The sequence below is a fragment of the Streptomyces sp. NPDC086080 genome, assembly GCF_044540255.1.
GTDB lineage: Bacteria > Actinomycetota > Actinomycetes > Streptomycetales > Streptomycetaceae > Streptomyces.
Map to the genome: position 1 here is coordinate 1 of NZ_JBITRU010000028.1, position 22,998 is coordinate 22,998.

General features: G+C 71.9%; 16 protein-coding genes. 10 read left to right on the forward strand and 6 right to left on the reverse strand.

Going from position 1 to position 22,998, the window contains the following annotated elements:
• Positions 1 to 365 precede the first annotated feature (365 nt).
• Positions 366 to 680, reverse strand: coding sequence for a hypothetical protein (locus ACIF9R_RS27750; protein WP_399985108.1), 315 nt, complete (start codon positions 678 to 680; stop codon positions 366 to 368).
• 7 nt (positions 681 to 687) lie between these two features.
• Here ACIF9R_RS27750 and ACIF9R_RS27755 point away from each other — a divergent pair, with 7 nt between their 5' ends.
• Positions 688 to 996, forward strand: coding sequence for a hypothetical protein (locus ACIF9R_RS27755; protein WP_399985109.1), 309 nt, complete (start codon positions 688 to 690; stop codon positions 994 to 996).
• Positions 997 to 1,178: 182 nt separating this feature from the next.
• Here the strand turns inward: ACIF9R_RS27755 and ACIF9R_RS27760 are convergent, their stop codons facing one another.
• The 3 genes from ACIF9R_RS27760 to ACIF9R_RS27770 form a co-directional block, all read right to left on the reverse strand.
• Positions 1,179 to 1,490 (reverse strand): transposase, encoded by a 312-nt coding sequence (locus tag ACIF9R_RS27760; protein WP_399985110.1) that lies wholly within the window; start codon positions 1,488 to 1,490, stop codon positions 1,179 to 1,181.
• A 20-nt stretch (positions 1,491 to 1,510) separates the two neighbouring features.
• Positions 1,511 to 3,823 carry an FdhF/YdeP family oxidoreductase gene (locus ACIF9R_RS27765; RefSeq protein WP_399985111.1) on the reverse strand — a complete coding sequence of 771 codons (2,313 nt, stop codon included), beginning with the start codon at positions 3,821 to 3,823 and terminating at the stop codon, positions 1,511 to 1,513.
• Between the two features lie 117 nt (positions 3,824 to 3,940).
• Positions 3,941 to 4,453, reverse strand: coding sequence for an SRPBCC family protein (locus tag ACIF9R_RS27770; RefSeq protein ID WP_399985112.1), 513 nt, complete (start codon positions 4,451 to 4,453; stop codon positions 3,941 to 3,943).
• A 438-nt stretch (positions 4,454 to 4,891) separates the two neighbouring features.
• Between ACIF9R_RS27770 and ACIF9R_RS27775 the strand changes: the two genes are divergently transcribed.
• Positions 4,892 to 6,598, forward strand: coding sequence for a serine/threonine-protein kinase (locus ACIF9R_RS27775; RefSeq protein ID WP_399985113.1), 1,707 nt, complete (start codon positions 4,892 to 4,894; stop codon positions 6,596 to 6,598).
• 66 nt (positions 6,599 to 6,664) lie between these two features.
• Here ACIF9R_RS27775 and ACIF9R_RS27780 read toward each other — a convergent pair whose 3' ends face one another.
• Positions 6,665 to 9,628: a BTAD domain-containing putative transcriptional regulator gene (locus ACIF9R_RS27780; protein WP_399985114.1), complete on the reverse strand. Its 2,964-nt coding sequence runs from the start codon at positions 9,626 to 9,628 to the stop codon at positions 6,665 to 6,667.
• 162 nt (positions 9,629 to 9,790) lie between these two features.
• On the opposite strand from ACIF9R_RS27780, the gene ACIF9R_RS27785 reads away from it, so the two are divergent.
• Both ACIF9R_RS27785 and ACIF9R_RS27790 read left to right on the forward strand, forming a co-directional pair.
• Positions 9,791 to 10,966, forward strand: a complete 1,176-nt coding sequence (locus ACIF9R_RS27785; RefSeq protein ID WP_399985115.1) for a tryptophan dimethylallyltransferase family protein — start codon at positions 9,791 to 9,793, stop codon at positions 10,964 to 10,966.
• 61 nt (positions 10,967 to 11,027) lie between these two features.
• Positions 11,028 to 12,395 carry a tryptophanase gene (locus tag ACIF9R_RS27790; protein WP_399985116.1) on the forward strand — a complete coding sequence of 456 codons (1,368 nt, stop codon included), beginning with the start codon at positions 11,028 to 11,030 and terminating at the stop codon, positions 12,393 to 12,395.
• Positions 12,396 to 12,571: 176 nt separating this feature from the next.
• On the opposite strand, the gene ACIF9R_RS27795 is transcribed toward ACIF9R_RS27790, so the two are convergent.
• A complete protein-coding gene (locus ACIF9R_RS27795) occupies positions 12,572 to 13,135 on the reverse strand; it encodes a DinB family protein (protein ID WP_399985117.1) in 564 nt (187 codons plus the stop codon).
• Between the two features lie 553 nt (positions 13,136 to 13,688).
• Between ACIF9R_RS27795 and ACIF9R_RS27800 the strand changes: the two genes are divergently transcribed.
• From ACIF9R_RS27800 to asnB, 6 genes are all read left to right on the forward strand, one after another.
• A complete protein-coding gene (locus ACIF9R_RS27800) occupies positions 13,689 to 15,167 on the forward strand; it encodes a sugar transferase (RefSeq protein WP_399985118.1) in 1,479 nt (492 codons plus the stop codon).
• A gap of 73 nt (positions 15,168 to 15,240) precedes the next feature.
• Entirely contained in the window at positions 15,241 to 16,560 is a 1,320-nt protein-coding gene (locus ACIF9R_RS27805; protein ID WP_399985119.1) for a nucleotide sugar dehydrogenase, read from the forward strand.
• Positions 16,550 to 17,860, forward strand: a complete 1,311-nt coding sequence (locus tag ACIF9R_RS27810) for a glycosyltransferase family 4 protein (RefSeq protein ID WP_399985120.1) — start codon at positions 16,550 to 16,552, stop codon at positions 17,858 to 17,860. The genes ACIF9R_RS27805 and ACIF9R_RS27810 overlap by 11 nt, the downstream gene beginning before the upstream one ends.
• Complete coding sequence (locus tag ACIF9R_RS27815; protein WP_399985121.1) at positions 17,857 to 19,230, forward strand: Wzz/FepE/Etk N-terminal domain-containing protein; 1,374 nt, start codon at positions 17,857 to 17,859, stop codon at positions 19,228 to 19,230. Before ACIF9R_RS27810 ends, ACIF9R_RS27815 begins: the two co-directional genes overlap by 4 nt.
• On the forward strand, positions 19,227 to 21,044 hold the full coding sequence (locus tag ACIF9R_RS27820) for a Wzz/FepE/Etk N-terminal domain-containing protein (protein ID WP_399985122.1): 1,818 nt from the start codon (positions 19,227 to 19,229) through the stop codon (positions 21,042 to 21,044). Before ACIF9R_RS27815 ends, ACIF9R_RS27820 begins: the two co-directional genes overlap by 4 nt.
• Positions 21,045 to 21,047: 3 nt before the next feature.
• A complete protein-coding gene (gene asnB / locus ACIF9R_RS27825) occupies positions 21,048 to 22,979 on the forward strand; it encodes an asparagine synthase (glutamine-hydrolyzing) (protein WP_399985123.1) in 1,932 nt (643 codons plus the stop codon).
• The last annotated feature ends 19 nt before the right edge of the window (positions 22,980 to 22,998 follow it).

The window sequence follows — 22,998 nt, forward strand, 5'->3', positions numbered from 1 at the left end:
TGACCACGGCCCAACAGCTCGCCGAGATCGCCGGGCACGACCTCACACCCCCGTGATCCTCACCAAGATCGAGGAGTTATTTTTCGGCAGCTCCCTGGACCAGCTACGGCGTGGTGCATCCAGGTCACTTCACGTCAACTGCCATCCCTTCGCTTATCCCTCGTACTCTTGCCCTTAGGGCTCAAAGTGATCCCCAGAGCGACAGCAAAAAGTACGGGAAGGCTTGTATTCCATGGAGGACTCAAATCGATACACAGCCAGAAAGCGACGATGATCAACACGATAGACATGAGGATTTTCCAGATGCCCACTCCTACCCCCTTTCGCAGTTTGAAGGAGTCAACAGTCTTGCGCGCCGGTCTGCATTACTCATAGATGTCCCGCTTGATGCCCTGCAGCTTCCTGTCGACTTTCCAGAGCCTGAACTTCATCCTGAGGGTGGATTTGAGTTGCATGGCGTAGGGGCTACCGCCCATCTTGGCCGCGACCGCACCCCCAACTGCTCCAGTCCCGCCCGCCCACAATGCACCCTCCGCTGTCGACTGCTTTCCATTCGCGACCACATAGGCAGTAACGGCTGCGCCGATACCGACTGCCACACCGCAGACAATCGATGCACCGCAAAGTGCGCCCCCAGCAAAACCAGCGAACATGTAATGCCGCAGATCCTCAAGCGACACCGCCCCTGTGTCCAGACCCGCGAACCCTCTGGCCCCGGCGGAGCGGGTGCGCCGGCATCCGAAGATGCTGCCCGAGGGCGCCCGGGAGCTGCTGCTGGGGGCGGTGTCGTGCGCGCGGGACCGGATAGTGGTCACGTGTCTGGCCGACGGCGGTTTCCGGATCGGTGAGCTGCGCGGGCTGCGCCTGGTCGACCTGCACCTGCGCGAGCAGGCCGCGTGCGGTCAATGCCGCGGGCCGCATGTGCACATCTGCCACCGCGAGGACAACGCCAACCGGGCCCGGGTTACTCTACTGCGCTATTCGTTCATGCGGTGAGTCGGTAGCTGAGTCGGGTGAGTCGACTGGTGCGTGACAGGGCGGGTGGGTGTCTTCGGTGCTCCAGTGGGCGTCGAGGCGGATGACGTTGAGCGCTGCGGCGGAGAAGGCGTGCTGGAGACGGACCTTGGGCAGGCCGCGGTAGCGGGCGCGGCAGATCCCGGTGACGTCGAGGGCCTAGCCTAGTTGATGGTGCCCTCGATTCCGGCGCGCAGAGCGTACTTGGCCTGCCAGGTCTCGGACTTCTGCTCCGTGCGGGCGGCGGTGGGGGCCTGGTGGAGTTCGCGGGGCTGGAGGGTGAGTATGCGGGCGCTGCGGCGGGAGGTGGTGCACTGCTTGCGCGCGGGGCAGGGGCGGCAGTCGCTGCGGGCGAAGTCGACGACGATTTGCGTCGCGGCCGTGTTGCCGGACGGGGTACCAGCCGCTGGCCTACACAGCGAATTGCGCAGCAGAGTCAAAGAGTTGCGGCGGTCTATGTCGTCGGCCCGGGGCATCAGCGGATCGTCACGGAAGTTCAACGGGGGGCATGGCCGCCCGGGCGGGGCTCCAGGCGTACGACGATGCCCTTGTATGTCGGCGTGTTGCTGGTCTCGGCCACGCTGTCCAGTGGTACCAGGACGTTGGCCTCCGGGTAGTAGGCGGCGGCGCATCCGGCGGTGGTGGGGTAGGAGACGAGCCGGAAGTCCTCGGCGCGGCGTTCGGTGCCGTCCGGCCAGACGCTGACCACGTCCGCCTGGGAGCCGTCCTCGAGTCCGAGGGCGCGCAGGTCGGCGGGGTGGACGAGCACGACGCGACGCGAGCCGTGGATGCCCCGGTAGCGGTCGTGGGTGGTGTAGGGCACCGTGTTCCACTGGTCGTGGGAGCGCAGGGTCTGCAGGAGGAGGTGCCCGCGGGGGGCGCTCAGCGCGTCGAAGCGGTTGACGGTGAACAGCGCCTTGCCGGCGGGGGTGGGGAAGACGCCCTCGTTCACCGGGTTCGGCAGGGTGAAGCCGCCCGGCTTGCGCACCCTGCTGTTGAAGTTCTCGAAGCCGGGGACCACCCGTGCGATGCGGTCCCGGACGGTGCCGTAGTCCGCCTCGAAGTCCTCCCAGGGCACGGGCACCTTGTCGGCCAGGGTCCGGCGGGCCAGCCTGCTGAGGATCGCGACTTCGCTGAGCAGGTGCTCGGAGGCCGGGTCCAGGCGGCCGGACGAGGCGTGCACCTGACTCATGGAGTCCTCGACGGTGATGAACTGCTCCTCTCCGTTCTGGCAGTCCCGCTCGCTACGGCCGAGGGTGGGGAGGATCAGCGCGGTGTCGCCGCAGACGGTGTGGGAGCGGTTCAGCTTGGTGGAGATGTGCGCGGTGAGGCGGCAGCGGCGCAGTGCCTTCTCGGTCAGGTCGCTGTCGGGGGTGGCCCGTACGAAGTTGCCTGCGAGGCCGAGGAAGACCTTGACGCGGTCGTCGAGCATGGCGCGGATGGAGTTCACCGTGTCCAGGCCGTGGTGGGAGGGCGGGGTGAAGGAGAACTCGCGTTCGAGGGCGTCCAGGAACCGCTGGGGCATCCGCTCCCAGATGCCCATGGTCCGGTCTCCCTGGACGTTGCTGTGCCCGCGCACGGGGCAGACGCCGGCTCCGGGCCTGCCGATGTTGCCCCTCAGGAGCTGGAAGTTCACCAGCTCACGGATGGTGGGCACGGCGTGCTTGTGCTGGGTGAGTCCCATCGCCCAGCAGACGATGATCCGCTCGCTGGCCAGGACCCGGTCGCGCAGTTCCTCGATCTGGCCGCGGGTCAGGCCGGTGGCCGCCAGGACGTCCGGCCAGGAGACGGTGGTGCGGATGTGGTGGGCGAACTCCTCGAACCCGCTGGTGTGGCGGTCGATGAACTCCCGGTCCAGCACCGTCCCGGGCGCTGCGTCCTCGGCCTCCAGCAGGAGCAGGTTCAGGGCCTGGAAGAGGGCGAGATCGCCGCCGAGCCGGATCTGGAGGAACTGGTCGGCGATGTTCGTGCCCCGGCCGACGACCCCGCGGGGTTTCTGCGGGTTCTTGAAGCGGATGAGGCCGGCCTCGGGAAGCGGGTTGACGGCGACGATCTGCCCGCCTCCGCGCTTGGTCTCCTCCAGCGCGGACAGCATGCGGGGGTGGTTGCTGCCCGGGTTCTGCCCCAGGGTGAGCACGAGGTCGGCGTGGTGGAAGTCGAGGAGGCTCACACTGCCCTTGCCGGTGCCCAGCGTCTCGTACAGGGCCGCGCCGCTCGACTCGTGGCACAGGTTGGAGCAGTCGGGCAGGTTGTTGGTCCCCAGGGCCCGGGCGAAGAGCTGGAGGACGAAGGCGGGCTCGTTGCCGGCCCGGCCCGAGGTGTAGAAGACCGCCTCGTCGGGTGAGTCCATGGCGCGCAGTTCGCCGACGATCAGGCCGAGGGCGTCGTGCCAGCTGATCGGCTCGTAGTGGTCCGCGCCCGGCCGCTTCACCATGGGCTGGGTGAGCCGCCCCTGCTGGTTCAGCCACCGGTCCGAGCAGCGGGCCAGTTCGGAGACCGGGTGCCGCCGGAAGAACTCGGGGGTGACGCGTCGCGTGGTGGCGTCGTCGTTGGCGTGCTTGGCGCCGTTCTCGCAGTACTCGTTCTTGCTGCGCCGGCCCGGCGCGGGGTCCGGCCAGGCGCAGCCCGGGCAGTCGAAGCCCTCGGTCTGGTTGAGGTCGTGCAGGTTCAGTGCCGTACGGCGGGGCGACGTCTCGGCGAGGGAGTACCGCACCGCGTGGGCCACCGCCGGGACGCCGGCCGCCCATGTCTTCGGCGGGGTGATCTTCGCCTGCTCGCCGCCCGGATCACCGTTCGATGACTCTCGCACCGCGTCCGCCTTCCGCTCTGTTCCCCTCGGCTGTTACCGCTCCGAGCGAGGGAGCGGGCATATAAGGGTCTTCCATGACATATCAGCCTACGGACGATCTGGCTTCGCGGCGGCTTCTCAGCCGACCGGCCAGTTCGGCACCTGCCGCGGCAGCCGCTCGGAGTCCGGTTCGACGTGGCCGCCACGGATCGTTCCGCGCCACTGCCCGCTCTCCCGGCCCTGGCCCTCGATGTACTCCTTGAAGCGCGCGAAGTCCGCCTGGACCTGTCTGCGGACCAGTCCCAGGGCGTCCCCCACCCGCTCGGCCGCGCCACGCGGGGTGAAATCGACACGGAAGGTGACGCGGCAACGGGTCTCGTCCAGCGCCCGGAAGCTCACCTCACCGGTCAGCCGGGGCGCCCCCACGGCGCGCCACACCACACGGTCGTCGGGGCGCTGTTCGATGATCTCCGCATCGAACTCCCGGGTCACACCGCCGAACCTGGTCACCCAGTGCGTCATGGCGGAGCGCGACCGGTCCACCCGGCGCACGCCGCGCATGAACCGGGGGAAGCACTCGAACTGGGTCCACTGGTTGTAGGCCATATGGACCGGGACGTCGATGTCGGCCGCGCCTTCGATGACGCTCATGGGCGTGCCTCCTCTTCGCCGGGACCGGTGACCGTACGACTCATGCGCGGCCGAGTGCCCTCCTCGAACGCTCTCAACCAGGGCGGTGCCTTCTCCGTCCACGGAACCGGGAAGGTTAACCTCAGCCAATCGCCCGGCGAGCCGGACCGCACCCGCAGGGCGTCCGGGCGCGGTACCCCGGCGTGGGTGGCCCGGGGCCGGTGTCACGCCCGCGCGGACGACCGGCCCGGGACACCGCTCTCGCGCTGCCCCGCGTTCCGCCCGGCGGGCCGCCGACGGCGGTGAGCCGGCGACCAGGTGATCGCCCCGTGCCGGTGCCCAGCGGGGCCGGGGCGATGAGCGTGCGAAATGAGTTTCCGTACCCATGTGCCGCGCCGGGACCGTGGTTAGGCTGCCGCCGCAGGAGACGGTCACGGCGGTCAGGGGAGGCGGGGCGGTATGCGGCCGGTCGGCAGGGCGGGCGTGCTGGGGGAGCTCGGGGCAGGCGATCCCCGGGAGATCAGCGGCTACCCGCTGTACGCCCGTATCGGTGAGGGCGGCATGGGGACGGTCTATCTGTCGCGCACGCGCGGGAACCGTCCGGTCGCGCTCAAGGTCATCCGCCGGGAGTACGCGGAGGACCCGCACTACCGGCGGCGTTTCGCACGGGAGGCGCAGGCGGCCCGGAAGGTCGCCGGGTACCACCTGGTCCCGGTGCTGGACTTCGACACCGATGCCGAGCAGCCCTGGATCGCCACCGCGTACCAGCCGGGCCCGTCCCTGGGCTCCGTACTGGAGTCGCACGGTCCGCTCCCGGTCGCGACCGCTCTGCAGATCACGGGATGCGTGGCGCGGGCGCTGCACGCCGTGCACTCCGCCGGATACGTGCACCGGGACGTCAAGCCCGGCAACGTCCTGATCGGGGCGGACGGCCCGTGGCTGATCGACTTCGGTATCGCGCGCTCCGCCGACTCCACCGATCTGACGGGCACCGGCGGGATCGTCGGCACGCTCCGCTTCATGTCACCGGAACACGCACGCGGCCGGGAACCCGGGCCGCCCAGCGACGTGTTCTCCCTCGGTCTGCTGGCCGCGGTCACGGCGACCGGACGCCATCCCTACGGGGACGGCGACGGCATGGGCATCGCCGCGGCGATCGCCGGTACGGACACCTGTCCGCCCGTCCTCGACGGCTACCCGGCCCCGCTGCGGCACATCCTGCGGGCCGCTCTCGCCGCCGACCCCGGCCGGCGGCCGGACGCGGCCGGGCTGGCGGCGCTGTGCGAGGAGACGGCCGGGCGGCCGCTGACCGACTTCGACAGCTGGCTGCCCGATCCCGTCGCCTCGGCCGTGGCGACGGTGGAGAGGGAGGTGGCGGAGGTGACGGCACGCATGACGGCGGCCACCCCGCCCGCGGGGACGGGGACACCCGTCCCGCCGCCGCCCCCCGTGCCCGCCGGCTTCGGACCGCCACCGCTCATGCCCACGGTGCCCCACCCCGCGCGGACGGTACGGCGCAGACGGGTGCTGACCGCCGTGCTCGCCGCCCTCGCCGTGGGGGCCGTGGCCGGCGCCGTCGCCTCGATGTGGCCGGAGGGGGCCGACCGCGCGAAGGACCCCACGGGGACCGGCACCGGCTCCCCGTCGACCGCACAGCCGCGTTCGCCGAAGAACGACGACAGCGACGACAGCGACGACAACGACGGCGGCACGGACCGTCCCGTGCCGTACGCCCCCCAGGACTACCGACTGATCTTCGCCAACAAACCCTTCACCTTCACCCCGCCCCCGGGCGACGGCCAGGCCAACCACCTGGACCTCGACATCCCCCGGTCCACGTACCTGGAACGCGACGCCCTCCCCGGGCCGGCGGAACTCGTGTACAACTCCGACGGCTGGCTGGGCAGCCTCCTCGTGGTCGTCGGGGAACGCGAGACCGTCTGCACGGAGGAGCAGCAGACCGCCGTGCTGTCCCATCCGCTGCCCGCCGCCGAACTCCGCCTGGGCCGACAGGTGAAGGTGGGCACCGTCCTGTGTGCCATCACCAGCAACGACAACGTCGCGGAGGCGGAGATCACCCGGATCATCCCGGGAGAGGGCCCCGACGGACTCCCGACGTACAAGGGCTACGTCACCGCCTGGAGCCGCCCCGCCCCGCCGGAGTGAGCCCTCGTACCCGGCCGCGTCCCACAGGACGACCGCCCGTGTCCTCCCTCCCCCGCCTCACACGCCTCACCCCCGGAATTCCCCCTCCTCCAGCGCGAGTCGCAAACCGTCCTCGGCGGACGCCCCCCGGGACCATGCCGCCTCGTACGCGTCGGCGTCCAGGGACGCGCGCACCCGGCCTTCGACGAGGAGGTGCGCCTCGTGGAACGGCCGCAGACCGGTCAGCGCCACCCCCGTGTCCTGCCGCAGGCGATGGGCGGCGCCCAGGAGCCATGCCGCCCAGCCGCAGTCGCCGGTGGCCGCCACCGCCCAGGCGAGCGTCTCCAGGCCCCACACCGGTCCCCAGCTGTCCCCGATGGCCCGTTGCCGCGCCAGCGCCTCACGCAAGGGGGCCAGGGCACGCTCCGCCTCGCCGTGTCTCAGCTCCACGAGCCCCGCACACCACTGGGCCCAGGTGCGGGCCCATTCGGCCGCGCTCGCCTCCGCCTCGGCGACGTACACGTCACGCGCCGCACAGGCCGAGAGACGATCACCGAAGAACGCCTCCGCCATCGCCCACAGCATCGTCGCCATATGGGCGTCGCCCGCCTGCCCGGCCGCACGGAACCCGTCCCGCGCCTCGGCCAGCAGCGCGATGCCGGCCGGGTCGCCCCGTACCAGCATCGCGTGCGCTCCCTCGATGTACGTCACCGGCGCCGCCGACGGGTCGTCCGGCAACTCCCGGGCCACAGCACGGCATTCCGCCAGGAACCTCTCGGACGCCGGGTTGTCACCCTGGCAGAGCGCGATCCACGCCTTCATCACCAGCGCCCCGACGACCAGCCCCGGTGTCCCCGCGGTCGCGGTACCCGACGCGTCCGGCACCACCGTCGCGCGGGCCCCGTCCGGGCCGGAGGCCGACAGGCGTTCCAGCCAGTGCCGCCCCTCCCCCAGCGTGCTGCAGAAGAACCAGCACCGGGTACGCGTCAGATTGACGGCGATCTCGACGCCGGCCGCGACCTGGTCCTGCCGGGTCGCGCAGTAGGCCAGGGCGGCCCGCAGGTTGGGCAGTTCGGTGCGCAGCCGGATCAGCCAGTCGACCTCACGTGGCCCGCACCACTCCTGGCCGGCCCGGACCGCCGTCATCCGGTAGAAGTCACTGTGCCGGACCTGTAGCGGTGTCGTACGGCCTTCCTCCCGGAGCCGCTGCCGGCCGTACTGGCGGATGGTCTCCAGCATGGTGTACCGGGCACGGCCCCCCGAGCTGTTGACCACGACGATCGACTTGTCCACCAGCCCCGCCAGCAGGTCGAGCACGTCCTCGCGCGCCACGCCCTCGCCCGCGCAGACCGTTTCCGCCGCCTCCAGGTCGAAGCCGCCGCAGAACACGGACAACCGGTTCCAGAGCCGTCGTTCCCCTTCGGTGCACAGGTCGTAGCTCCAGTCGACGACGCCCCGCAGCGTATGGCTGTAGCGGGCCGACGTCCGCGGCCGCGGCACGGACAGCAGACGGAACCTGTCATCGAGGCGCTCCAGCATCTCTTCGGCCGTCATCGTGCTCAGCCGTACCGCCGCGAGTTCGATGGCGAGCGGCATGCCGTCGAGCCGTCGGCACAGCTGGGTGACGGCGTCACGGTTGCGGGCGGTGAGCCGGAAGGCCGGGGCGGAGCCGGCGGCACGGTCCACGAGCAGTCTCACGGCCTCGGAGCGAAGCAGCGGATCGTCGGCCCCGGCGGCGTTCTCCAGCCGGTCCGTGTCGCCCCCTTGCCCTTCCGCGCCGGGCAGCGTGAGCGACGGTACCGTCAGCATGTGCTCTCCGGGCACGCCCAGACGTTGCCGGCTGGTGGCCAGGACGCGCAGTCCCGGTGCCGCGCGCGCCAGCCTCAGTACGAGGGCGGCGACGTGCTCCACCAGGTGCTCGCAGTTGTCCAGGACGAGCAGCAGGCACCGGTCGCGCACATGGCCGACGATGGCGTCCGCGGCGGGCCGTGCGGACTGGTCCCGTAGTCCGAGCGCCTCGGAGACGGCCCGGTCGAGGAGGTCCGCGTCGCTCAGCGGGGCGAGGTCCGCGAGCCGGACACCGTCGGCGAAGGGCGGCGCGACCTCCGCGGCGACCCGCAGGGCGAGCCGCGTCTTGCCGACACCTCCCGCTCCGGTGAGGGTGACGATCCGGGCGGCCCCCAACAGGCGTCGCAACTCGGCCAGTTGGGCCTCGCGGCCGACGAACGTCGTCATCTCGACCGGCAGCTCACCTTCCCGGGACGGTGACGCCGCCCTCACTCCCCGCACCTCGTCCAGGTTCGGGGCGGCGGCCAGCAGCCGCTGGTGAACCTGGCGCAGCCCGGCCCCGGGCGCGACACCCAGTTCGTCGGCGAGCAACGCGGCGACCACACGGTAGCTCTCCAACGCCTCGCCCTGCCGCCCGCAGTGGAACAGCGCGAGCATCCGCTGAGCCCAGAAGCGTTCACGCAGCGGGTACTCCTCCACCAGGCCCCGGAGTTCCGGGAGTACGTCGGCCGCCCTGCCGAGGGCCAGGTCCGCGTCGATCCGCGACTCCAAGGCGTCCAGGCGCTGTTCGGACAGCGCCGGTACGACGCCCTGGAGGAGGTGCGCGGGCAGGTCGGACAGGGGGTCCCCCCGCCACAGCGCCAGGGCCTCGCGCAGCAGAGGGGCCGCACGCACCGCCGCGCCTTCGTCGAGGGCCGTGCGGCCCTGGCGGACCAGGGCGGTGAAACGGTGCACGTCCAGGGCGTCCGGCGCGACCTCGACCACGTACCCGTGAGGGCGGGTGAGGACGGGCGCGCCGCCCGGCGGACTGCCGAGCGCGCGCCGCAGGCGCAGAACGTAGTTCTGCAGCGTGTTGCGCGCGCGGCCGGGCGGATGCTCGCCCCACAGCCGGTGCACCAGCGTCTCCACGGTGACCACGTGGTTGGCCTGGGCGAGCAGAGCCGCCAGCAGCAGCCGGACCTTGGCCGCGTCGATGTGCACCGGCCGCCCGTCGCGCCGGACTTCGAGGGGTCCCAGGACCTTGAACTCGTACCGCGTACTCACCGCTCCCCCGGTCGCCGACGCCGGACGACCACGACAGGAGAACTCGGAGTGACCGTCCAGGCACCCATTGTAGCCACCGCGTGAGCCGGAAGTGACCGGTGCGACGTCCATGGCGGGGACGGTGAGCCCGGTAGTCACGGCACACCGTCCTGGAGTCCGCACATGGTTCTGAGCAACCGCCGGCAGCCGAACTCCGCTGCCGCGAAGACGACGTCCGCACAGGCCGTCACCGGCGTGACCCTGGGCGAGCGCATCGGGGAGCAACTGCGCGGAGTGTGCCGTGCGGCCGGATTCGCGGACCCGGACGCCGCCGGCGGGGACCCGCTCCGCGATCTGCTGGAGCTGCTCGGTCCCGCGGCTCGGCGTCCCCTGGACGCCGGCCCGCCTTCCCTCTCGTTCGTCTGCGACGACCACTCCCCGGTGGAGTTCTCCCTCGCGTTCACCGCGGGGAGCGAGACGGCCGTACGCGTGCTGGCCGAACCCGGCTGCACGGCGGCCACGCTGGAGGAGAACGGCCGCCTGGGCCTGCGGGCCCTGGAGGCACTGGCCTCGCGCCAGGACTTCTCGACCGAACCGTTGCGCCGGGTGGACGACCTCTTCTTCCCGGCGACGATCCACGGCTCCTTCGCCCTGTGGTGCGCCATGGACCTGCGGCAGGGCCGGCCCCCGGGCATCAAGGTGTACGTCAATCCGCGGGCCCACGGGCCGGAACGGGCCGCCCCGGTCGTGGAGGAGGCACTGAGCCGGTTCGGATTCGGCCGGGCATGGCCCGCGCTTCGGGCACGAGCCATGTCACGCGGCCCCGAGAGGGACAGGATCCTGTTCTTCGCCCTGGACCTGGGCCGGTGGCACACGCCACGGGTGAAGGTCTACGTCGCTCACCACGACATCACCGCCACGGACACGCACGCCGTCTCCCGCCTGCTGCCGGACGACCGTGCCGGGCGGGTGGGCGAGTTCTGCCGCATGGTCGGAGGCAACCCCGGGCGCTTCGCCCACCGGCCCCTGGTGTCCTGCCTCTCCTACACCGAGCGCGACAGGGAGCACCCCAGTGGCTACACCGTCCACGTACCCGTACGCGACTACGCACGGGACGACGGGGTCGCCCGGGACCGCGCGGTGGCCGTTCTCCGGCGCTACGGCATGGACGCCGCCGTCATCGACCGCGCGCTGGCCGCAGTGACGTCCCGTCAGCCGTCCGACGGGGTCGGCCTGATCGCCTATGTATCCCTCGTGCGGAGCGCCTGGCAGCCGCCTCGCGTGAACGTGTACTTCTCACCGGAGGCCTACGAGGTCCGTCCTCCGCACGGTGCGCGCCGACTTCGTACCACCCGATGACAGCCGGTACCGAACAGACCACGCAGACCGCGCAGACCGCGCGGCAGGAGGAGTGAGGGTTGTGGAGCCGTACAGGATCAAGGTCGTCGAGCCGATTCCGGTGACCACGAGAGCGGAGCGTGAGCGGGCCCTGCGGCGCGTGCACTACAACCTGTTCGGGCTGCGCGCCGACGAGGTCACGATCGACCTGCTCACCGACTCGGGGACGGGTGCTCTGTCGGCGGCGCAGTGGGCCGCGGGCATCACCGGCGACGAGTCCTACGCCGGGTCACGGTCCTTCCACCGCTTCCGGGACGTGGTGCGCGAACTGACCTCGTACCCCTGTGTCCTGCCCGTCCACCAAGGCCGGGCGGCGGAGCGCATCCTCTTCTCCGCCCTGCTCACTCCGGGCCGGATCACGCTGAGCAACACCCACTTCGACACCACGCGCGCCAACGTGGAACTGGCCGGCTGCCAGGCGGTGGATCTTCCCTGTCCGCAGGCCGGGGACCTCGACAGCGACGAGCCGTTCAAGGGCGACATCGACCTGCACCGGCTGGAGGAAGCCCTGCGGGGCCCCGACGCCTCCCGGATCGCCCTGGTCCTCATGACGCTGACCAACAACGGCGCGGCCGGCCAGCCGGTGTCCATGGACAATCTCACCCGGGCCGCCGCCCTGTGCCGGAAGCACTCGGTGCCGCTCTTCCTCGACGCCGCGCGCTTCGCGGAGAACGCGTGGCTGGTCACCCGGCGGGAGCCGGCCTTCCGCGACCGGAGTCCGCGGCAGGTCGCCGAGCAGGCGTTCCGGCTGGCGGACGGTTGCCTGATGAGCGCGAAGAAGGACGGCATCGTCCACATCGGCGGCTTCCTCGGCCTGCGCGACCGCGCCCTCGCCGAGCGGTGCGAGCTGCTGCTCATCGCCACGGAGGGTTTCCCCACCTACGGTGGTCTGGCCGGCCGGGATCTGGACATGGTCGCCCAAGGCCTGACCGAAGTCACCGACCCCTCCTACCTCCGGTCCCGCGCCGACGACGCCCAGCACCTCGCCCGCCTCACCCGCGAGGCGGGCATCGGCATCGTCGAACCCCCCGGCCTGCACGCTCTCTATCTCAACGCAGGCCGTCTGCTCCCGCACATCGCCGCGCATCGTTTCCCCGGCCATGCGCTCGCCTGTCAGCTCTACCTCGAAGGCGGCATCCGCTCGGTGGAACTGGGTTCGCTCTACCTCGGCCGTGAGGACGAGAACGGCGCACCGGTCACCACAGCCCCCTACGAACTGGTCCGGCTCGCACTCCCCCGCAGGACCTACGGTCTCGGCCACCTGAATCACGTGGGTGAGGTCCTGGCGGCGACCGTGAAGGCCAAGGAACGGATCCCCGGCTACCGCGTGATCGAACAGCCCCCGCTCCTGCGCCACTTCCGCTGCAAGCTGGAACCCGTTCCCTCGTAACGCGCGGGCGGTCCCGGCCACGCCGTCCGATCACCCCGCTCCCTGACCCGCATCACCTGGCGGTAGAGGGCGTGGTGAGGTGGGTGAGATCGCGGGTGATGGCCTTGCGGGCCAGCCACGGAGCGTCACGGGGTCCCCCGCGGGTTTCCGGAGCTCCATCGCCGGTTGGCGGGACGTCACGTCCGGCGCGGTACGGCTTCGTCCTGCCGGTGGTAGAGGTCGCGGAGCAGGGAGATCTCGGCGCCGTGATGGATCAGCTCCCTGTTGACGTGCAGAACGATGCCCTCCATGGGAAACCGCTCGGGACCCACCGTGGGCGGATTCTCCAGGTCGGCGTCCGAGAGCGCGCGGACCCCCGCGTTCCATCTCCCGTACATCTCATCGAGCTGTTTCAGCGCCTCGTCAGCGGTCCCCGCGTAGGCGAAGGTCCGGGAGTCGACGTCCTGGCCGCCGAAGTGCCATCCGACCCGATAGCCCAGGCAGGAGACGACGATGTGCGCCAGCCGCCAGGCGATCGTGGTCACCGGCGCCGGGACCGGGGCGGGGGACGCGGAGTCCATCGTCCACGCTCCCGAACCTGCCGACATCGGTGCGGCCGACGTGCCACGTGGGCGGATGCTCCAGCAGCCGCGCACCGGCTCCCAGAAGTACTCCTCATCGGCAAGACCGTGCAGCCGCGGCCGCAGGTTCTTGTGCCAGTGCCGGTCCAACTGGTCCGCGAGTCGCTCACTCCTTGTCATTTCCGCACGCTACATCCAGCGAAGACCTGGCTCGTAGGTCCGGCGCGCACGCCGTTCGCCCCCGCAGACGGCCCGTTGGTGCGCGCGACGGGGCCGCGCGTCCGAAAACGGCCACCGATGGATGGATCCCGCCTCAACCGTGAACACGAATTACACACACGCCCTCTACATACCGGCCTCGATGGTCTAGATTGACCGTGCTTCAGCTGTTCGAACACGAGGCGACCGTTAACGATCTATAGGTCCGGCGCTACGGAAAGCCAGCAGTCGCGTCCCCTGCACCAGACGTGGGGACGATCGGTTCCAGGGGCCCGAGAAGGGCCCCGGGGGGTGCGGGGGGTGCGTGAAGCACCCCGTCGCCAGGGCGAGTTGTACGAGCACCACGGAACGAGCACCACAGAACGAGCACCGCGGAAACAGCCGAACAGTCATGCGCGGAAGGCGGGGGCCTTCCGCGGGAGGAACAGCGCGGCACGGGAGGCGGGGGCCTCCCGAGGGTGGGCGGAACAGTGCTAGGCGAACACGTCGAACCGCTGGGGACCTGGGGGGTTCTGTGCAGCAGGGGGGATTGTTACGTCCGTTCCCGTCCGAGCGCGGACGGGTGGCGAACGGGGGGGACGGCCAGTCGGCGGCCGACTGGGAGCATCGGTACCGCCGTACCGTGATCACCGGCGACACCGTGGCCACGGCCGTCGTGGTGGCGGCGATCGGTAACTTCTTCGGGGCGCGAGACGCGGCCAACTGGCATGAGAAATGGGGGATTCTCGCCTTCGGCACCTGGCTGCTGGTGCTGGGGGCACTCGCGGTGAGCCGGGCCTGGGCACCGGCCGTACTCGGCCAGGGCGCGGAGGAGTTCCGCCGGCTCGGACGCTCACTGTTCATGGCGACCGTCGTCCTCGCGCTCGGCGGAATCGCCCTCACCTCGCGCAACATCAAACTCTGGATCTTCGTGGCGGTCCCCGCGATCGCGGTCGTCACCATGACCGAGCGGTATCTGCTGCGCCTGTGGCTGCACCGGCAGCGCAAGGAGGGTCGCTGTCTGAGACCGGTGCTCGCCGCCGGGAGCCCGGACACCGTGCGCGACCTGATCACCCGGACCCGCAAGTTCCCGCATCTCGGCTGGCGGGTGGACGCGGTGTGCACGACGCACGGTGCCGAACTCGACGGTGACCGGCTGGACGGGGTGCCGGTGGTCGGCAGGCTGGCGGACGTCGCCGTCCACGTCCACCGCGACGGTTACCGGGTCGTCGCGGTCACACCGGACCCGCACTGGTCACCGGACCGGCTGCAGCGGCTGGCCTGGAGTCTGGAGGGCGGCGACACCGAGATGGTGGTGGCCCCGGTGCTGATGGAGGTGGCCGGCCCGCGGCTGCACATCGACGCGGTGCTCGGGATCCCGCTGCTGCGGGTCAGCATGCCGGCCTTCTCCGGGGGGCGCCGGGCGGTCAAGGGGGTGGTCGACCGGTTGGGGGCGGCGCTCCTGCTGGTGCTGTTCGCGCCGCTGATGGTGCTCGTCGGGCTGCTGGTGGTGGCGGACAGCCGGGGCGGAGCCTTCTACCGCCAGCGCAGGGTCGGCAAGGACGGCCGCGAGTTCACCATTCTGAAATTCCGCACCATGGTCGCCGGGGCGGACCGGGCGCGGGACGCGCTGGCCGACCGCAACGAGGGCGCCGGGCTGCTGTTCAAGCTCCGCAGGGACCCGCGGGTGACCCGGGTGGGAGCGGTGCTGCGCCGGTACTCGCTCGACGAACTCCCGCAGCTTTTCAACGTACTCACCGGATCGATGTCGCTCGTCGGTCCGCGGCCTCCGTTACCGGAGGAGTCGGCCGCCTACGGCCCGGACATCCGGCGGCGGCTGCTGGTCAAGCCCGGTCTCACCGGACTGTGGCAGATCAGCGGACGCAGCGACCTGTCGTGGGAGGAGGCGGTCCGGCTCGACCTGCGGTACGTGGAGGACTGGTCGCTCGCCCTGGACACGGTGATCCTGTGGAAGACGCTGCGTGCGGTGCTCCACGGGCAGGGGGCCTACTGATGCGCTGGGGCCGCACACCGGCCGGCGCGCGGACCGCGGGCCGGGAGGGCCTGCCTGGGGGGAGGAACAGGTTGTGAGAGTCAGCGTGTTCGGGCTCGGTTATGTGGGCTGTGTGTCGGCGGCGTGCCTGGCCGACATGGGGCACGAGGTCGTCGGGGTGGACGTGAACCGGGTGAAGGTCGACCTGGTCAACGACGGCAAGGCCCCGGTGGTCGAGGAGCGGATCGGCGAGCTCGTCGCCGGGGCCGTACGGAGCGGGGCGTTACGCGCCACCGTCGACGTCCGCGAGGCGATCAGGGAGAGCGAGGTGTCGCTGGTCTGCGTGGGTACCCCCTCGGAGCCCAACGGCAGCCTGTGCACCACGTACTTGGAGCGGGTCACGGAGGAGATCGGCGCCGCGCTCGCCGAGCGGGGCGGGCGGCACACCGTCGTGTTCCGCAGCACCATGCTCCCCGGCACCTGTCTGAACCTGCTGGTGCCGATCCTGGAGAAGTACGTCGGCGGCACGGCCGGGGTGGACGTCGGGGTCGCGGTCAACCCGGAGTTCCTGCGCGAGGGCACCAGCGTGCGGGACTTCTTCGATCCGCCCAAGACCGTCATCGGCGAACTCGACGCGGCGAGCGGTGACGTCGTGGCGGCGCTGTACGAGGACCTGCCCGGTGAGGTGTTCCGGGTGCCGGTCCCGACGGCCGAGGCGATCAAGTACGCGGACAACGCGTTCCACGGCCTCAAGATCGGCTTCGCGAACGAACTGGGCGCGGTGTGCCAGGCGCTCGGGGTGGACTCGCACCAGGTGATGGACGTGTTCCTGGCCGACCGCAAGCTGAACATCAGCCCCGCCTATCTGCGGCCCGGCTTCGCCTTCGGTGGTTCCTGCCTGCCCAAGGACCTGCGCAGCCTGGTGTACGCGGCACAGCGGGCCGATGTCTCGGTGCCCATCCTCTCCCATGTTCTGCCCTCCAACGCCGACCATCTGCAACGGGCGGTGGAACTGGTGGAGCGCACCGGGAAGCGCCGGGTGGGGATGTTCGGGCTGTCGTTCAAGCCAGGTACCGACGACCTCCGTGAGAGCCCGCTCGTCGAACTGGCGGAGCGGCTCTTCGGCAAGGGGTACGACCTGAGGATCCACGACGCCAATGTGAGCCTCTCCCGGCTGCTCGGCGCCAACCGCGAGTACATCGAGACCCGGCTGCCGCACCTCGCGCAGCTGCTCGCGGACTCCGTCGAGGACGTACTCGAACACGCCGAGGTGTGCCTGGTCGGAACCAGGGACCCGGCCGTGCTGTCGGCGCTGCCCCATGGTGCCGGCGGCCCGGTGATCGTCGACCTCGTCCGCCTTCCCGACGCCGAGGCGCGCCGGGCCGAACCAGGGTACGTGGGCCTTGCTTGGTGACGACACGTTCGGTGACGCGTCGTCCTCGGACGCGTCGTCCGGTGACACGGCAAGCGGCGACCGGCCGGGACGGCGTGCGCTGATCCTCGTGGAGAACCTGTCGGTGCCGTTCGACCGGCGGGTGTGGCAGGAGTGCACGACGCTGCGCGACGCGGGCTGGGAGGTGCACGTCATCTGCCCGCAGGGGAGCAAACGGGACACGGAGCCGGAGGCGGAGATCGACGGGGTGCGGATCCACCGCTACCCGTTGCGCGCGGCCACCGGGGGCCCGGCCGGCTATCTGCGGGAGTACGGATCGGCGTTGTGGCACACGGCCCGGCTGGCCCGGAAGGTCGGCCCGGTCGACGTGGTCCACGCCTGCAATCCGCCCGACCTGCTGTTCCTGCCGGCCCGGTGGCTGAAGCGGCGCGGGGCGCGGTTCGTCTTCGACCAGCACGACCTGGTGCCCGAGCTGTACCTCTCCCGGTTCGGCCGCGGCGAGGACCTGCTGTACCGCGCCGTGTGCGCGCTGGAACGGATGACCTACCGGGCCGCCGACATCGTGCTCGCCACGAACGAGAGCTACCGGGACGTCGCGGTGCGCCGCGGCGGCCGCAAACCGGAGGACGTCTTCGTGGTGCGCAGCGCACCCGACACCGGCCGGTTCCATCCCGTGCCGCCGGAGCCGGAGTTGAAGCGCGGCAAGCCCCATCTGCTGTGCTATCTCGGCGTCATGGGACCGCAGGACGGCGTCGACTACGCCCTGCGGTCGCTGGCGAAGCTGCGCGACGAGGTCGGGCGGACCGACTGGCACGCGGTGTTCGTCGGCGGCGGCGACACCTTCGACGCGATGGTGGAACTGTCGGGGCGGCTCGGGCTCTCCGACCAGGTGCAGTTCACCGGGCGCATCCCGGACGCCGATCTGGTGCGCTATCTGTCCACCGCGGACGTGTGCCTCTCCCCCGATCCGCACAATCCGCTCAACGACGTGTCGACCATGAACAAGGTCCTGGAGTACATGGTGATGGGCCGGCCGCTCGTCTCGTTCGATCTCCGGGAGGCGCGCGTCTCCGCCGGTGACGCCGCCCTGTACGCGCCCGCCAACGACGAGTCCGAGTTCGCCCGGCTCATCGCCCTGCTGCTGGACGACCCGGAGCGGCGGGCCCGGATGGGCAGGATCGGCCAGGAGAGGATCAACGGGCCGCTCGCCTGGCGCAACTCGCAGGCGTCACTGCTCGCCGCCTATGCCGCCGCCTGCCGTGACCGGCCGCCGGTGGCGGCGCGCGGACCGTACCGGGCAGGGAAGAGGCCGCGCCGTTGAGCGAGGACACGATACGTCTGGTCACGATCGGCCGGCTGATCCGTCGGCGCCGACGGCTGCTCACCGTCCTCACACTGGTGGGCGCGCTGGCCGGCCTCGGCGCCTCCTTCCTGTTCCCGCCGCGCTACACGACGTCCGCCTCGGTCCTCCTGCCGGGGGCGTGGGAGGACCGGGAACTGCTGACCCAGGTGGAGCTCGCGACCAGTTCCGTGGTGCTCGACCGCGCGGCCGCCGAGCTCGGCTGGGACGGGGTCGACGGCAGGGACCTGCGGGACCGGGTGAGCGCCCGGGCCGCCGAGGGGAACATCATCGAGATCTCGGGCACGGCCGGCACCCCGGAACGCGCACAGCGGCTCTCCGACCGGATGGTCGAGCAGTTCGTCACCTTCGCCGCGCAGATCGTGGGCGACACCGCCGACTCCGAGGCGGCGACGCGGCCCGAGGAACTGCGGCAGCTGGTGGTGCGGACCAGCCGCCGTATCACCGAGCTGGCCGACGCGGCCGATCCGGGGCAGACCGTGGAGAGCGTGCAGACCCGCACCGAGCTCGCGAAGTTGCGCACCGCGCTGCAGGAGGCCATCGCCAAGCTGGACCGGGCCGACCCGGCCGCGGGCCGGGCCGGCATGGTCGTCCTGGGCCCGGCGGCCCGGCCGGACGGCGAGGCACCGCCGACCAGGGCGCAACTCGTCGGCGCGGGGGCGCTGTTGTTCTTCCTGCTCACGGTCGTCGGTCAGCTCGCCGCGGCGCGCAGGAGCCGCCGGCTGCGTGGTGAACCGGAGATCGCGGCGGCGCTGGGCTCGGCGCTGCTGGGGACGGTCGAGGTACCGGGTGAACCGTCCGCGATCCGGCCGCGGGACCGGGGTCCGCGGGCCCGGATCCGCCGGCTGCTGGGTCTCGGGGTCCGGTGGGACGTCCCCGCCCCGCGGGCGTCCGGCGACGAGGCCGGCCGGCGGATCCGCTACCGGCGGGTGTGCGCCCGTCTCCGGGACCGGCTGCCCGCCCCCCGGCGGCTGCTGGTCGTCGTCCCGGACGACGACGGGACCGCCCGCGGGGCCGCCGAGCGGCTCGTCGCCGAGGCGGTCGAGGCCGGGGACGATCCGCGGCTGCGGATGGTGGGGGTTTCGGTGTCCCGGCCGCTGGTCCCGGACCGCGAGGACGAGTCCGGCGTCCTGGTCGTGCTCGGCACCGGCAGCCGGACCGCGGAGGAGCTCACCGGCATCGCCGGGGCGTGCCGGGACGCGGGCCACGAGATCGTCGGGGTCGTTCTCGCCGCGCCGGTCCCGGACCGTCCGGCGCGGTCCGCCGGCCGTCCGCGGGATGCTGCCGCGCCGGCGCTCGTGGGCGGCACCGCGAAGGGAGGTCCGGCATGACGACATCCGCGACATCGCCGTCTCCGGCCGCCGCGCCCCTGCTGGACCTGCAGGCACTGGTGGTGGCGGTGCGCAGGCGACGCCGCCTGTGGGCCTCCATGGCGGTGCTGGGGCTGCTCCTCGGCACGGCGGTGGCCGTCCTGCTGCCCCCGCCACCGACCGCGGTGACCAAGGTGCTGGTCGCGCATCAGCAGGACCAGCCGAACGACCCCGGGACACTGATCCGCACCGATGCCGCGCTGCTGCACACCACGCGGATCGCCGGTGCGGCCCTGCGGTCGCTGAACTCCCCGGAGAAACCCGAGGACTTCATGGAGGACTACGAGGGCCTCGGACTGACCAACAATCTGCTGCAGATCACGGTGACCGGTGACAGCGACACGGAGGCGGTGGCCCGCGCCGGGGCACTGGCCGACGCGTTCGTCGCGGACCATGTACGGCGGATACGGGAAGCCGCGGACGCCGAGGCCGAGACCCTGCTCGAACAGCGTGAACGCATGCGGGAGGAACTCGACCGGGTCAACGAGGCGATCGGCGACGGCTCGTCGCAGGCCGCTCCGGAGGACTCGGCGAGCATGGAGTCGCTCTTCGCCCGCCGGGCCGAACTCACCTCGCGGATCACCGATTTCGCGCAGCGTGCCGCGGAGGCGCGGGTGGGCACGCCCCAGCTCGTCGCCGGCACGCAGATCGTGGACGCGCCGCGCGTGGTGCGGCACTCGCTGCCCAGGACCGCCGTCACCGACGGCGCGATCGGTCTCGTCCTCGGACTCGCCCTCGGGCTCGCGGCGGCCGCGGTCGTCTCGGTGGTGGCGGACCGTCCCGTGCTGCGCCGGGACATCGCGGCGCACCTCGGCGCGTCGGTGCTCGCGGAGCTGCCCCGCCGGCCGGCCCGGCTGTGGCGGCGCCGGCGGAGCCGGGCGGCGCGGGCACGGCTCACCACGTCCCTGGCCCGTACCGTGCGCGGCTCCGCCGAACCCGTGTCGCTGCTGGAACTGGGCTGTGCGCGCGCCGCGAGCGTGCTCGCCCTGGACCTCGCCCGGGTTCTGGCCGAGGAGGAGCCCGTGGTCGTCGTCGACGGTCTGCCGGGCCCGCAGCTCGGGCGCCGCCGCGCGAAGCCCGGGGAGCCGACCGTGGTCGGCGTCGAACAGGTCGCGGCCGTCGCCGACGATCTGCCCGGTCCGGGGCCTCGCGGCGCTCGCCTGCAACCGGGAGACCCCGCCGCCGCCGGCGGCGAACGGACCCCTGCGCTCCTCGACGGCCTGCCCGCCCCGCAACCGCGCGGGCCTCGCCCGCAACCGGGAGACCAGGCCACGGCCGGCCGTGAACAGATCGCGGCCGTCGCCGACGATCCGACGGGTCCGCAACCGCGCGGCCCTCGCCCGCAACCGGGAGACCCGGCCACGGCCGGCGGCGCACGGAGTCCCGCCGTGGCGGGCCGTGAGCATGCTCCGGGCGTGTCACCCGGCGGGCTCCGGCTGGGTGTCGGCTCGGTGGCGCCCGGTACCGCCTGGACCGACCTGCGCCACCTCGGCACCCGGACCGTGCTCGTGGTACGGGCCGGGCACGGCAGCGCCGCATGGCTGCACACCGTGGCGCGGCAGCTCGCGGACCAGCGCGTCGAGGTGATCGGCGTGGTGCTGATCGACCCCGACCCGCGTGACCGGACCGACGGCACGCTGTGGGACGGGCCGCACACCGCGCGGCGCGGCCAGGGCGGGCGGCCGGCAGGGCGGAACGGGACAGGACCACGCCGGACGGAGCGGCCGCCCACGCCGGCGGCACGGGTCCCGGACAGCGACCAGGAGGCGCGCTAGCACATGTGTGGCATCGCAGGCACCTACCGATGGCCGGACGGAAAGGCCGTCACCGACCGGCTCACCGACATCCTCGCGCACCGCGGCCCGGACGGGGCGGGCCGGTACAGCCACGGCGTCGGTGACGGCGAGGTGCAGCTCGGGCACCGCCGGCTGGCGATCATCGACCTGTCGGGGACCGGCGCCCAGCCGATGGTCTCGGGCGGCCTCGCCCTGACGTACAACGGCGAGCTGTACAACGCGCCCGAGCTGCGCGCCGAACTGGCCGCCGCCGGGGTGCGCTTCCGCGGTACCTCCGACACCGAGGTGCTGCTGGAGGCGTGGCGGCGCTGGGGCACGGACTGCCTGCCCCGGCTGCGCGGCATGTTCGCGTTCGGGATCTTCGACGAACGGACCGGTGAACTGGTGCTCGCCCGGGACCAGCTGGGCATCAAACCGCTGTTCCTGCTGCGGCGCGGCGAGGGTCTGGTGTTCGCCTCCGAGCTCAAGGCGCTCGCCGCCGTGACCGGCGGGTCGCTGGAGGTGGACCACGCGGCGCTGGTGGCCTCGCTGCTGTACTACTGGGTGCCGGACTCACGGTGCGCGTTCCGCGAGGCGGAGAAGCTGCCGCCGGGGAGCTGGCTGAGGTGCCGGCCGGACGGCTCGGTGGAGCGCGGCCGGTACTGGCACCTGAGGGATGTCGCCGCCGAGGGCCGGGAGCGGGCCCTGGCGGGCGAACTACCGGACATCGCCGCCGTCGTGGAGGAGTCGACCCGGCGCCATCTGCTGTCCGACGTACCCGTGGCGACGTTCCTCTCCGGCGGTCTGGACTCCAGCTACCTGACCGCGCTGGCGGCCCGCGACCGGCCCGGGATCTCCGCGTACACGATCGGGTTCCGTGCCGAGGACGCACGGTTCGAGGCGATGCCGGACGACCTGCGCTACGCCCGGCAGGTGGCCGAACGGTTCGGTGTCGACCTGCGCGAGATCGAGATCGCCCCGGACGTGCTCGACCTGCTGCCGCGGATGACGTACCACCTGGACGAGCCCATCGGCGACCCCGCCGCGATCAACACGTTCCTGATCTGCTCGGCCGCCCGGGAGGCCGGGGTCAAGGTGATGCTGTCGGGGATGGGCGCCGACGAGCTGTTCGCCGGATACCGCAAGCACCTGGCCAACACGCTCGCGCTGCGCTATCAGCGCGTGCCGCGGCCCCTGCGGCGCGGGGTGGCGGGCGCCGTGGGTCTGCTGCCGGTGGCCACGGCCCGCCGGGGGTACCGGTCGGTGCGTTTCGCGAAGCGGTTCCTGTCCTTCGCCGAGCTGCCGGAGGAGACCGCGTTCCGGCGCAGCTACACCATGTACGACCGGGCGGAACTGCTCGCTTTGGTCGACCCGGACCTGGCCGGAACCGTCGAGGACGTGCTGACCGAGCACGCCGACGTCTACCGGGACAACGACCTCGACGACTTCGTCAACCGGATGTGTCTGGCCGACTCCCGGATGTTCCTGCCGGGCCTGAACCTCACGTACACGGACCGCTCCAGCATGGCCGCGTCGACCGAGGTACGGGTGCCGTACGTGGACGTGGAGGTGGTGAAGGCGGCGTTCGCGGTGCCCGGCGACCGCAAGATCGTCGGGCGGCAGGGCAAGGCCGTCCTCAAGGAGGCGGCCACCTCGGTTCTGCCGCGGGAGATCGTCCACCGGCCCAAGGGTCTGTTCAGTGCCCCGCTACGGGCCTGGATGAGCCGGGATCTGGCACCGCTGGTGCGCGAGGTGGTCAACGACGGCGAGCTCGTCCGTTCCGGGTTCCTGCGCCGTGACGCGCTCCAGCGGCTCGTCGCCGAGGACGCCGCCGGGCAGCAGGACTTCTCCAAGCATCTGTGGCATGTGCTGACCCTCGAGTACTGGTACCGCGGCGCGACCTCCGGGTCCGGCCAGAACTCATCGACGGCGTAGACCGACGGCGTGAACCGAC